This is a genomic window from Pseudomonas sp. GW822-FHT02G04 (assembly GCF_058802085.1).
Map to the genome: position 1 here is coordinate 1 of NZ_JBXANU010000007.1, position 12,962 is coordinate 12,962.

The window sequence follows — 12,962 nt, forward strand, 5'->3', positions numbered from 1 at the left end:
CCCATGTGAGAGTAGGTCATCGTCAAGATTAAATTCCGAAACCCCTATCTGCGTATGCAGGTAGGGGTTTTGTTTTGCCCGCAGGAAAGTTCGTACAGCAACATCGGAACGCTCCCGGCTGTCACGGTCTGCCGACAGTGCTAAGGTTCGGCCCTAGCTTTTGTATTTTCCCAAGGAAGCCTTTATGCCGGACGCTACGTCCCTTAGTGCTGGTTTTATGGTGGTTCACGGCAACCGCCTGGACGAGCTGCGCAGCCTGGTGGTCAGTTGGATGCGGCGCTACCCGCTGGCTCCCTTGGAAAATGAAATCGCCCTGGTGCAGAGCAACGGCATCGCCCAATGGCTGAAGCTGGCACTGGCCGAAGACCCTGAAGATGACGACATGGGCGGCTGCGGAATCGCTGCCGCCATCGATGTGCAGTTGCCAGGCAGCTTCATGTGGCAGCTCTATCGCATGGTGTTGGGACGTGACGAAATCCCGGCCAAGTCCCTGCTCGATAAAGCCCCACTGACCTGGCGCCTGATGCGCCTGCTACCACAGTTGATCAACCAGCCGCACTTCGAACCCCTGCAGCGCTTCCTTACGAATGACACCGACTTACGCAAACGCTATCAATTGGCAGAGCGACTGGCGGATCTATTCGACCAATATCAGGTTTACAGGGCGGACTGGCTCGAAGACTGGGCAGAAGGCCGTCACCAATTACGAAATGGCAGAGGCGAAGCCAAAGCCCTGGCCCCGGCCAACTGCTGGCAAGCAGAGCTGTGGCGTGCGCTGTTGCTGGATGTCGGTGAACAAGGCATGGCGCAAAGCCGCGCGGGTGTCCACCAACGCTTTATCGAGCGTATCAATGGTCTCGACAGAGCGCCCGGTGGATTGCCTTCCAGGGTGATTGTTTTCGGGATTTCTTCACTGCCAGCTCAAGCCTTGGAAGCACTTGCCGGGCTGGCTCGATTCAGTCAGGTCTTGCTGTGCGTACACAACCCATGTCGTCATCATTGGGCAGACATCGTCGCCGATAAAGACCTGTTGCGGCATCAATACAAGCGCCAGGCTCGCAAGCACGGCATGCCGGTTGTGCTTGATCCGCAAACGCTCCATCAGCATGCCCACCCGCTACTGGCGGCGTGGGGCAAGCAGGGGCGGGACTACATCAATCTGCTCGACAGTTACGACGATCCCAACAGCTATCGCTCGGCATTTCGCGATGGGCGCATCGACCTTTTCAGCGATAACCAGCCTCAGAGCATGCTCAATCAGTTGCAGGACGACATCCTGGAATTGCGCCCCCTGAACGAAACTCGCGAGAGTTGGCCTGCAGTCGATCTGACAAAGGATGAATCGATCCGTTTTCACATCGCCCATAGTGCTCAACGCGAAGTGGAGATTCTCCACGATCAGCTGCTCGCACGATTCAGTGCTGATCCAGACTTAAGGCCTCGCGACGTGATCGTGATGGTTCCAGACATCGACAGTTACGCCCCCCACATCCGCGCTGTCTTTGGTCAGCTTGATCGCCACGACCCACGCTTCATTCCCTTCACGCTCGCGGATCAAGGCCAGCGCGGCAGGGACCCGCTACTGATCGCTGTCGAGCATCTGCTCAAACTGCCTGACAGTCGCTTCCCTGTCAGCGAAATTCTCGATCTGCTGGACGTTCCGGCATTACGCGCTCGGTTCGGCGTAGAGGAACGTGACCTGCCGACCTTGCACCGCTGGATCGAAGGCGCAGGTATCCGTTGGGGGATGAATGCCGAGCAGCGTGCGGGTCTGGGCCTGCCGGAAGAACTGGAGCAAAACAGTTGGCGTTTCGGCTTGCGACGGATGTTGCTTGGTTATGCCGTGGGCAGCGCCAGTGCCTGCGAGGGTATTGAACCCTACGACGAGATCGGTGGCCTGGATGCTGCGCTCATAGGTCCTTTGGTCGCACTGCTGGATGCACTGGAGATTGCCCACCAGGAGCTCACCCAACCTGCGTCGCCCAAACTCTGGGGCATCCGCTTGCAAGCACTGGTGCAGTTGTTCTTCCAGGCCAGTAACGAACATGACGACTATTTATTGGCCCAACTCGAAGAGTTGCGCGAGACCTGGCTTGAGACCTGCGAGTCGGTAGGTTTGCAGGACGAGTTACCACTGACCGTAGTCCGTGAAGCCTGGCTGGCTGGCCTCGACCAAGGTCGCTTGTCTCAGCGCTTTCTCGCCGGTGCCGTCAACTTCTGTACCCTGATGCCCATGCGAGCGATCCCGTTCAAACTGGTCTGCCTGCTGGGCATGAATGACGGCGATTACCCTCGCGCGCAGCCGCCACTGGACTTCGACCTGATGGGCAGCGACTACCGGCCCGGCGATCGTTCCCGGCGTGAAGATGATCGCTATCTGTTGCTGGAAGCCTTGTTGTCGGCGCGGGACCAACTCTATATCAGCTGGGTCGGCCGCAGTATTCGGGACAACAGTGAGCGTCCTGCCTCGGTATTGATAGGACAGCTGCGTGACCATCTCGCCAGCGGTTGGCGATTGCACAATGACGATGATGATCTGCTTGAGTCCATGACTCAGGAACATCCCCTGCAACCCTTCAGTGCGCGCTACTTCCATGCAGGCGATGATTTGTTCAGCTACGCCAGCGAGTGGCAGGTACTTCATCAGTCCAGCGGTATGACGCCTGCCATCGAGGTTCTTGAACCCTACATTCAAGACGAGCCGCTGAGTCTGGGTCAATTGCAGGATTTTCTGCGCAATCCGGTACGGCATTTCTTCAGTCAGCGACTTAAGGTGTTCTTCGAGGCTGCCGAAGCGCCTTTGGCGGATGAAGAGCCATTTGTGCTCGATGCGTTGCAACGCTATAGCCTCAGCCACAGCTTGCTCGAAGCAGCACTGGGGCAACTGGACCAAACCGATCTGGTACTGGAGGCGCAGGCGAAACGCCTGCAAAACAGCGGGCTCTTGCCCATGGCCGGTTTTGGCGAATGTCTGCAGCGAGAGTTGATCGAGCCGCTGCCGGATCTGTTGCAGCGCTATCAGCAGCTCCTGGCGTTATGGCCGACCCCGCTCACCAGCGCGTTGCCGGTGAGTCTGGAACTGCATGGGCTGCGCCTGGAGGGCTGGCTCAGTGGCCTGCATCAACGGGCGGACGGTGGTTTGCTGTCGGTCACCACGATTCCCAACAGCATCGGCTCGCCCAAGACCCGCAAATGGCATCGTCTGACGCGACCATGGATCAATCACCTGGTTGCCTGTGCCAGCGGAATGCCGATGACCACCGCGTTGGTGGCCAGTGACGACAGCCTGCTACTGGCTCCGTTGGCGAAGGATGCAGCACTTGATGTCCTGGGTAATCTGTTGCTGGCCTGGCAAACGGGCATGCGCCAGCCGTTGCCGATTGCCGTAAAAACAGCCTTCGCCTGGCTGGCTCAAAGCGATCCGGTCAAAGCCGACGCCGCTGCCCGCAAGGCCTATGAAGGCGATGGCCAGACCACTGATGGCGAGCGCCGCGAAAGCCCGGCACTCGCTCGGCAATACGCCGACTACGATGTCCTGATTGCCGACGAGACCTTCCCCGATTGGTGCGACGCTTTGTATCGGCCGCTGCTTGAGGCTCCCTGGCGTTCATTGACGAGCGAGGAGGCGCGCCCATGACCACGAAAACACCGCTGGCCCTGGCATTCCCCCTGCGTGGCAGCCAACTGATCGAAGCCAGCGCGGGGACCGGCAAGACTTTCACCATTTCTGCGCTGTACTTGCGTCTGGTCCTTGGCCATGGCGACGAGTCGAGTGGTTTTGGCCGTGAATTGCTGCCGCCGCAAATCCTCGTGGTGACCTTCACCGATGCCGCGACCAAAGAACTGCGCGAACGTATTCGCACACGGCTGGCTGAGGCTGCGCGGTTTTTCCGCGATGAGACAGCGGCGCCGGATGGCCTGATTGCCGAGTTGCGCGAGCAATACCTCCCCGAACAGTGGCCTGGTTGTGCAAACCGCCTGGACATCGCCGCCCAGTGGATGGATGAAGCGGCGGTATCGACCATCCACAGTTGGTGCCAGCGCATGCTGCGCGAACATGCATTCGACAGTGGCAGCCTGTTCACCCAGACCCTGGAAACCGATCACAGTGATTTGCTCGGCGAAGTCCTGCGCGACTACTGGCGACTGTTCTGCTACCCGATGCAAGGCGATGCGCTGAACTGGGTTCGTGGTAACTGGGGTGGCCCGGCGGCGTTGTTGCCGCGAGTGCGTGGGTTGTTCGCCAGCGAGCGTGATAGCGTTGAAGGTAAAGAACCTGCCGAGTTGATTGCCGAGTGCCTAGAGGAACGACGGGCCGCTTTGCTCGAGCTCAAGATGCCCTGGCGCCAATGGGCCGATGAGCTGCTTGCCATCTGTCATCAGGGCGTCGCGAGCAAAAGCGTCGATGGTCGCAAGATGCAGGCGCGCTACTTCGAACCCTGGTTCGAAAAGCTCCGGGCCTGGGCCGAAGACGAATCTCTGGAGCAACTGGACATTGGCACCGGCTTCACTCGCCTGACTCCCGATGGCATGGCTGAAGCATGGAAAGGTGAAGCTCCCCGTCATCCCGGTCTCGATGCGATGCCCGGCCTCAAGGCCAGTCTCGATGGCTTGCCGACCCCCGATGCCGCCGTGCTGCAACATGCCGCCCACTGGGTCGGTGCTCGGTTCGAGGAAGAAAAGCGTCGTCGCGCGGAAATGGGTTTCGATGACATGCTGCTGCGTCTCGATGCGGCGTTGCAGTCCGATGGCGGTGAGCGTCTGGCGACCTTGATCCGCGAGCAGTTCCCGGTTGCGCTGATCGACGAATTCCAGGACACCGACCCGGTGCAGTACCGAATCTTCGAGAGCATTTATCGCATCGAAGACAACAATCCTGAATCCGGCCTGTTCCTGATCGGCGACCCGAAGCAGGCGATCTATGCCTTTCGCGGTGCCGATATCTATACCTATCTGCGCGCCCGGCAAGCCACCACCGGCCGCCTGCATACCCTGGGTACAAATTTCCGTTCCAGTCATGGCATGGTCAACGCGGTGAACCATGTGTTCGAGCGCGCCGAATTTCGTGAGCAGGGGCGCGGCGCGTTCCTGTTCCGTGAGAAGAGTGGCGAGAACCCGGTACCGTTTCTGCCCGTGGAGTCCCAAGGGCGCAAAGAAGTCCTGCACATTGAGGGTCAGGTTGTACCTGCCCTGAACATCTGGCATTTGTCCTCTGACCAGCCACTGTCCGGCGTGGTGTATCGACAACAATTGGCCGCCGCCTGCGCCAGTGAAATTACTGCGCTGCTCAATGGCGGTCAGCAAGGCCGTGCGGGCTTCATCCAGGATGGTAAGGATCTCAAAGGCCTGCTGCCGGCAGATATCGCGATTCTGGTGCGCGACGGCAAAGAGGCCCAGGCCGTGCGCGGCGAACTTTCCGCTCGCGGTGTGCGCAGTGTTTACCTCTCAGACAAGGACTCAGTGTTCGCCGCGCAGGAGGCCCATGATCTGCTGACCTGGCTCAAGGCGTGTGCCGAGCCGGATGTCGAACGTCCCCTGCGTGCCGCGCTGGCCTGCATTACGCTGAACCTTTCATTGTCTGAACTGGAGCGGCTGAATCAGGACGAACTGGCCTGGGAAGCACGGGTCATGCAGTTCCGCGGTTATCGCGAGCTCTGGCGCAAGCAGGGCGTGCTGCCCATGTTGCGGCGATTGCTACATGATTTTCAGCTGCCCCAGGCGTTGATCGCGCGCAGCGATGGTGAACGGATATTGACCAACCTGCTGCACTTGTCCGAGTTGCTGCAGCAGGCCGCCGCCGAACTCGATGGCGAGCAAGCACTGATCCGTCATTTGTCCGAGCATCTGGCGTTGTCTGGTCAGGCTGGCGAAGAACAGATCCTGCGTCTGGAAAGCGACGAGCAACTGGTCAAGGTCGTGACCATCCACAAATCCAAAGGGCTTGAATATCCGTTGGTATTTCTGCCGTTCATCTGCTCGGCAAAACCGGTGGATGGCAGTCGTCTGCCGCTGCATTACCACGATGCCGCGGGCAAGGCACAAGTGAGCTTGAAGCCGACGGCCGAGTTGATCGCCCTGGCCGATGATGAGCGTTTGGCCGAAGATCTTCGACTGCTCTATGTGGCTCTGACCCGGGCACAACATGCTTGCTGGCTGGGTGTGACGGACCTCAAGCGCGGCAATAACAACGGTTCGGTCCTGCACCTTTCGGCGTTGGGTTATCTGCTGGGCGGTGGTGCGCCATTGGCTGAGTCGGCAGGGCTGCGTCGTTGGCTGGAAGACCTGCAGCAAGACTGTGCGGCGCTGAACTACGGTGAAATGCCTGACGCGACCGCCGAGCATTACCATCCGCCACGCAATGAAGCGACCTTGCTGGCCCCGCTGATACCCAGGCGCAAGGCCAGCGAAAACTGGTGGATCGCCTCTTACAGTGCCTTACGCATTGGTGACAGCTTGAGCGTGGGCAGTGACGAGGCACCGGAGAGCGCGCAAGCACAAAAGCTGTTTGATGACGAACGCCTTGATCCCGAAGCGCCACGAGAAGTCGCCGCTGGCGGCGCAGATATCCATCGATTCCCTCGTGGGCCGAACCCCGGCACTTTTCTTCATGGATTGCTCGAATGGGCCGGTGACGAAGGCTTTGCCGCTGCACCGCAAACCGTGGAAGACGCCATTGCCCGTCGCTGCAACCGCCGTGGCTGGGAAGGCTGGATCACCACGTTGAGCGGCTGGCTGCTGCACTTGCTCAAATCCCCATTGCACATCGGTGGCGGGCAGGCGCCGGTGGTGTTCGAGCAACTGTCTCAATACCGGGTCGAGATGGAATTCTGGTTCGCCAGTCATAAAGTCGATGTGCTCAAGCTCGATGAGCTGGTGCGCCAATACACCCATCACGGCGTGGCCCGGGTGGCTGCCGAACCGGTGCTGCTCAATGGCATGTTCAAAGGCTTCATCGACCTGACGTTCGAGCATGAAGGCCGTTACTACGTCGCTGACTACAAATCCAATTGGCTGGGCGTCGATGACGCGGCCTATACCGAGCAGGCCATGGAACAGTCGATTCTCGACAACCGTTACGACCTGCAATACGTACTGTACCTGCTCGCCCTGCATCGCCAGCTCAAGGCTCGGCTGGTCGATTACGATTACGACCGACATGTCGGTGGAGCGTTGTACCTGTTTCTTCGCGGTACTCGAGCGGCCAGCCAAGGCGTGTATTTTGCCCGTCCGCCACGGGAGCTGATCGAGCGCCTGGACCGGTTGTTCCAGGGCAAACCAGAGCCCAAGGCCGAACCTGCCTGGGAACAGGGAGTATTGCTATGAGTCGCACTTTCGCCGATTTGCTGCCTACGCCGTTGGCGGCCGAAAGTCTGGCGGACCTGGCCCCGTTGAGTCGCGCTGATGACTTGTTGCTGCTGCTCACGCGCTGGGTCGAGCGCGGCTGGCTGCGGGCGCTGGACAAGGCCTTCGTCGCGTTTCTCCACGAGCTTGCTCCCGACGATGATCCGCTGGTGCTGCTGGCCGCCGCGTTGATCAGTCACCAACTGGGCCACGGTCATGTCTGCCTGGATCTGTTCGAAACACTGAAAGAGCCGGACTTTGCCCTGTCGCTACCGCCGGAAGGTGATGTGCAAAGCGGTGCGATGTTGCTGCCGTCGCAATTGCTTGAGGCGCTGGACGGCGCCCATTGGTGCAAGGTCCTGGCATCCAGTCGTCTGGTGGCTCTGGCCGTCGACGGTCGTGAGGCCGCGCAGCACCGGCCGTTGGTGCTGTCGGGTAAACGCCTGTACCTGCGCCGCTACTGGGCTTACGAACGGCGCATCGACCACGCGCTGCGCCAGCGTCTGGCGACACACGAAGCTACGCCGAGCGATTTGCCCCAGCGCCTGACCGGCCTGTTCGGTCCAGCCAGGTCTGATGAAGTGATCGACTGGCAGAAGCTCGCGTGTGCCCTGGCTACCCGCAGTGCGTTCAGCATCGTCACCGGCGGCCCGGGAACCGGCAAGACCACCACGGTCGTGCGCTTGCTCGCATTGCTCCAGGCACCTGCAGTGGAGGCCGGTAAACCGCTGCGCATTCGTCTTGCGGCACCCACCGGCAAAGCTGCCGCACGATTGACCGAGTCCATCAGTCAGCAGGTTCAAACCCTGAAAGTGCCTGAAACAGTGCGCGAGAAGATCCCGTCGGATGTGACTACCGTGCACCGTTTGCTCGGCAGTCGTCCCGGTACCCGGCATTTCCGTCACCACGCCGGTAATCGCTTGCCGCTGGATGTATTGGTGGTGGACGAAGCCTCGATGATCGACCTGGAAATGATGGCCAACCTGCTCGATGCATTGCCGCCCCATGCCCGTCTGGTGCTGCTCGGTGACAAGGACCAATTGGCGTCGGTAGAGGCCGGTGCCGTGCTGGGCGATCTGTGTCGCGATGCCGAAGCCGGTTGGTACAGCCCGCAGACCCGCCAGTGGCTGGAGGCGGTCAGCGGTGAGCGCCTCGATGCCAGCGGTTTGCGGGAAGACACCCACGGCGCGCATCCACTGGCCCAGCAAGTCGTGATGCTGCGTCACTCACGGCGCTTCGGCGAGGGTAGCGGAATTGGTCAGTTGGCCCGTTGGGTCAACCAACAGCATCCCGAGGACGCGCGCAAGTTATTGGCCGCTGCAAGTCATGGCGACGTATTTTCCCTGCCCCTCAAGGGTGAGCAGGACCGGGCGCTGGAGCGCTTGTTGCTCGAGGGCCATGGCGGGGGACCGCAAGGTTATCGGCATTACCTGAGTCTTTTGCGTAGTCAGCGACCAGCGCTCGACCGCCCGCTCGACGATCCATGCTGGGCTAATTGGGCTCGCGTGGTGCTACAAGCCTTCGACGCTTTCCAGCTGTTGTGTGCCGTACGCAAAGGGCCTTGGGGGGTGGAAGGCTTGAATCAGCGTGTGACCGACGCACTGCTCAAGGCTCGGCTGATCGACAGCGACCACCAGTGGTACGAAGGTCGGCCCGTGCTGATGACCCGCAACGACTATGGCCTGGGTTTGATGAACGGTGACATTGGTATTGCCCTCAAGCTGCCGGAGCGTGAGGGGCCGGAGGCCGGGCGGCACGTGCTGCGAGTGGCCTTCCCGCGCAATGATGGGCAGGGCGGTGTGCGCTTTGTCCTGCCAAGTCGACTCAACGATGTCGACACGGTGTATGCCATGACCGTGCACAAATCCCAAGGCTCGGAATTTGCTCATACGGCGTTGATTCTGCCGGATGCTTTGAATCCTGTGCTCACCAAGGAACTGATCTATACCGGGATAACCCGGGCCAAAGACTGGTTTACCCTGATTGAGCCTCGAGCCGGCGTATTCGAAGAGGCCGTGCGGCGCAAGGTCAAGCGCTTGAGCGGGTTAATGCTGGAGCTGGAAGAGGGTACCTGGCCGAGTCATTGAACGGGGCGGTGCCAGACGCCGGAATCTGTCCGATGTGCCGTAGTGCGTGGCCTCGCTGGTGTTTCGGTGCTGTGCTATCGTTGCGGCATCATTTTGTTGCGATCGTAGGGAATCCCTGCATGAAGGTGGCTGTCTGGGCGACAGAGCGCGTCGTTGGCTGCAAGCAAGTGCTACTTGCCGGCCTTCTCTGTTTGTTGACGGGCGTTGTCTGCGCTCAACCGGAAACCGCCGTGAGCAAGGCCGACAAGCGCGCCAGCTCGGTCACTCAGGTGGTACTCGGGATCCTCAGTTATGCCCGATGGCCTGTTGAACCCCAACAGCTGCGTCTGTGCGTGGTCGGCCCCACTGAATACACCGACGACCTGGTCAAAGGCACCACGCAAGCTACGGGTCGACCGGTTACCGTACGACGGTTGTTGGCCGATAACCCGGCCATCGCCAGTGAATGTGATGCGGTGTACATCGGCAAGCTGACCAGCGATGAGCGCAGTCAGCTATTCGCCTCGTTGACGGGGCGCCCGGTGGTGAGCATCAGCGAAGGCGGCGATCAATGCACCGTTGGCAGCCTGTTCTGCCTGCGGGTCGGTGATGAACAGGTGTCCTTCGAGGTCAACCTCGACTCGGTCGCTCGCAGCGGTGTACGTATTCACCCCAGTGTGCTGCAACTGTCGCGCCGCAAGCCGGCGGCGCCATGAGTCTATTTAAATCTCGTATACGTCCGACCCTGGGGTCGGTTATCGGCCGTGGACATTTGATCGTCGCCCTGGTGGGCGTGGCCATGGCCAGTGTTTCATTGACCTTGCTGGGTGTTCTGGCTTTGCGGGTCTATGCCGATCACAACCTGCATCTGATTGCCCGTTCGATCAACTACACCGTGGAAGCCGCGGTGGTGTTCAACGACAAGGCCGCCGCCACCGAAGCGCTGGCATTGATCGCGTCCACTGAAGAAGTGGCTGATGCACAAGTGATGGACGAGGAAGGCGAGTTGCTCGCGCGTTGGCAACGACCGGAAACGGGGTGGCTCTCCGATCTTGAAATGCAGATCGTCCGAACGATTCTGGAAAAACCCATCAGCATGCCGATCACCCATCAAGGTCAGGAAATCGGCAGCATCCTGCTCACCGGTCATGGCGGCAGCCTGATGCGCTTCTTGCTCAGCGGTCTGGTGGGAATCGTCTTGTGTACCGCTGTCAGTGCCTGGGTTGCGCTTTATCTGGCGCGTCGGCAATTGCGAGGAATCACCGGCCCGTTGCGCAGCCTGGCTGTCGTGGCTCACGCCGCCCGTAGCGAGCGTGCCTTCGACCGGCGCGTACCACCCGCCGACATTGCCGAACTCGACAACCTGGGCAACGACTTCAATGCCTTGCTCGACGAGCTCGAGTCCTGGCAGACCCACCTGCAAAGCGAAAACGAAACCCTGGCCCACCAGGCCAGCCATGACAGCCTTACCGGGTTGCCGAATCGGGCGTTTTTCGAAGGCCGCCTGATGCGCGCCTTGCGCAATGCCGGCAAGCTCGATGAGCGAGTGGCCGTGCTGTTTCTCGACAGCGACCGGTTCAAGGAGATCAACGACAACTTCGGTCACGCTGCCGGTGATGCAGTGCTCATCGCCGTGGCGACCCGGGTTCGTGCGCAGTTGCGTGAAGAGGATTTGGTGGCGCGTCTGGGTGGCGACGAGTTTGCCGTGCTGTTGACGCCGCTGCACAAGACCGAAGACGCCGAACGGATTGCCGACAAAATCATTGCCAGTATGGAAGCGCCAATCCCGTTGCCGGGCAGTACCCAAGTGTTGACTTCACTCAGTATCGGCATCGCCGTGTACCCGGACCATGGGCTCACGCCGGGGGCGCTGCTCGATGCTGCCGACGCCGCGATGTATCAGGCCAAGCGCCTTTCCCGAGGCGCCCACCACACGGCAGGGTCGGAGCACTCTGTCGCCGATGTTCAAACCAGGAGCTAATTTCTGTGTTCACACTCACTCAGCGTTCTCTGCGATTTTTTACGATTACCTTATTCATGACCTTGCTGGCATTGACCGGTTGCCAGACGACACCACAGAAAGGCCTGACCCCGGCGCAGATCGCTATGCTCAAGCAGCAAGGTTTCGAGATGACTGACGATGGCTGGGCGTTCGGCCTGTCCGACAAAGTGCTGTTCGGTAGTGATGTCGAGCACCTCAACCCCACCAGTACCGAGATCGTCGAGCGCATTGGCAAGGCGTTGTTGAGTGTGGGAATCGAGCGAGTGAGAGTCGACGGCCACACCGATGCCTCGGGCAAAGAGTCCTATAACGAACAGCTTTCCCTGCGTCGCGCGAAGAGCGTCGGCAATGTCTTGGCCGCTGTCGGCATAAAAGAACAAAACATCCAGCTGCGCGGCCTGGGCAGCAGCAAGCCCGTCGCCTCCAACGCCACCGCGGCCGGGCGCACCGAGAACCGCCGGGTGTCGATCGTGGTGAGTGCCGATTAATCGGCGAACACCATCTCCCGGCTTTCCCCCATCAACAGCGCATGATTCTGCTCGGTGACGGTACGGATGTAGTCCCACAACAAGGTAATCCGCTTGAGCTTGCGCAGGTCTTCGCGGCAGTACATCCAGAACTGCCGGGTGATGGTGATCTCTTGCGGTAACACCGGCAGCAATCGCGGATCCTGAGCCGCCAAAAAGCACGGCAGAATCGCCAGTGACCGTCCTTGCTGCGCCGCCACGAACTGCGCGATCACACTGGTGCTGCGCAGATTGGCACTGGCACCGGGCAACACATTCGCCAGGTACAGCAGCTCCGAGCTGAACGCCAGATCGTCCACATAACTGATGAATTGATGCTTGCTCAAATCTGCCGGGCGGCGGATCGGTGGGTGCTTGTCCAGATAATCCTGGGTCGCGTACAGCTGCAATCGATAGTCACAGAGTTTGCAGCAGACATAAGGGCCGTGTTCCGGCCGCTCCAGCGCAATGACGATGTCTGCCTCGCGCTTGGACAGGCTGATGAAGTGCGGCAGCGGCAGGATGTCCACCGATATCGCCGGGTAGGCGTCGACGAAATGGCTCAGCTGCGGGGTGATGAAAAAGCTGCCGAACCCTTCGGTACAGCCCATGCGCACATGCCCGGACAGCGCGACGCCTGAGCCCGAAACCTGCTCGCAGGCCATGTGCAGAGTGCTTTCGATCGATTCGGCGTAACCCAGCAGACGCTGGCCTTCAGCGGTCAGGACGAAGCCGCTGGTGCGGGACTTCTCGAACAACAGCGTGCCCAACGAGGCCTCCAGCGAACTGATGCGCCGCGACACAGTGGTGTAGTCCACCGCCAGGCGCTTGGCCGCGGTACTGGCCTTGCGAGTGCGGGCAACCTCGAGGAAAAACTTGAGGTCATCCCAGTTCAACGAGCCTAAAGAGGTGATGTTTTTTTGCATGATGGACCGGCTTTTATGTGCGTTCTTATTAGAAGTTTGCACATCTATACTCCAAAAACAGTCCGACAACCAAATCGCGGCACACGCCTCATCTCAAGGCGACTTTCTCGCCTTGGCTCCC

7 protein-coding genes are annotated in these 12,962 nt (G+C 60.2%); 6 read left to right on the top strand and 1 reads right to left on the bottom strand.

What is annotated here, in order from left to right; genetic code table 11:
• Positions 1-184 precede the first annotated feature (184 nt).
• The 6 genes from recC to yfiB all read left to right on the top strand — a co-directional run bounded on the left by recC (position 185) and on the right by yfiB (position 11,897).
• Positions 185-3,637: an exodeoxyribonuclease V subunit gamma gene (recC, locus tag AC1RO5_RS11765; protein ID WP_493174970.1), complete on the top strand. Its 3,453-nt coding sequence runs from the start codon at positions 185-187 to the stop codon at positions 3,635-3,637.
• Positions 3,634-7,323 (top strand): exodeoxyribonuclease V subunit beta, encoded by a 3,690-nt coding sequence (gene recB, locus AC1RO5_RS11770; RefSeq protein WP_493174971.1) that lies wholly within the window; start codon positions 3,634-3,636, stop codon positions 7,321-7,323. The genes recC and recB overlap by 4 nt, the downstream gene beginning before the upstream one ends.
• A complete protein-coding gene (recD, locus tag AC1RO5_RS11775; protein WP_493174972.1) occupies positions 7,320-9,428 on the top strand; it encodes an exodeoxyribonuclease V subunit alpha in 2,109 nt (702 codons plus the stop codon). The genes recB and recD overlap by 4 nt, the downstream gene beginning before the upstream one ends.
• A 119-nt stretch (positions 9,429-9,547) precedes the next feature.
• Entirely contained in the window at positions 9,548-10,123 is a 576-nt protein-coding gene (yfiR, locus tag AC1RO5_RS11780) for a regulatory sequestration protein YfiR (RefSeq protein ID WP_493174973.1), read from the top strand.
• Positions 10,120-11,388 (top strand): diguanylate cyclase DgcN/YfiN, encoded by a 1,269-nt coding sequence (dgcN, locus tag AC1RO5_RS11785; protein WP_493174974.1) that lies wholly within the window; start codon positions 10,120-10,122, stop codon positions 11,386-11,388. The genes yfiR and dgcN overlap by 4 nt, the downstream gene beginning before the upstream one ends.
• 5 nt (positions 11,389-11,393) lie before the next feature.
• On the top strand, positions 11,394-11,897 hold the full coding sequence (yfiB, locus tag AC1RO5_RS11790) for an outer membrane lipoprotein YfiB (protein ID WP_493174975.1): 504 nt from the start codon (positions 11,394-11,396) through the stop codon (positions 11,895-11,897).
• Here the strand turns inward: yfiB and AC1RO5_RS11795 are convergent.
• Complete coding sequence (locus AC1RO5_RS11795) at positions 11,894-12,841, bottom strand: LysR family transcriptional regulator (RefSeq protein WP_258672309.1); 948 nt, start codon at positions 12,839-12,841, stop codon at positions 11,894-11,896. The two genes, yfiB and AC1RO5_RS11795, sit on opposite strands and share 4 nt — an antisense overlap.
• Positions 12,842-12,962: the final 121 nt, after the last annotated feature.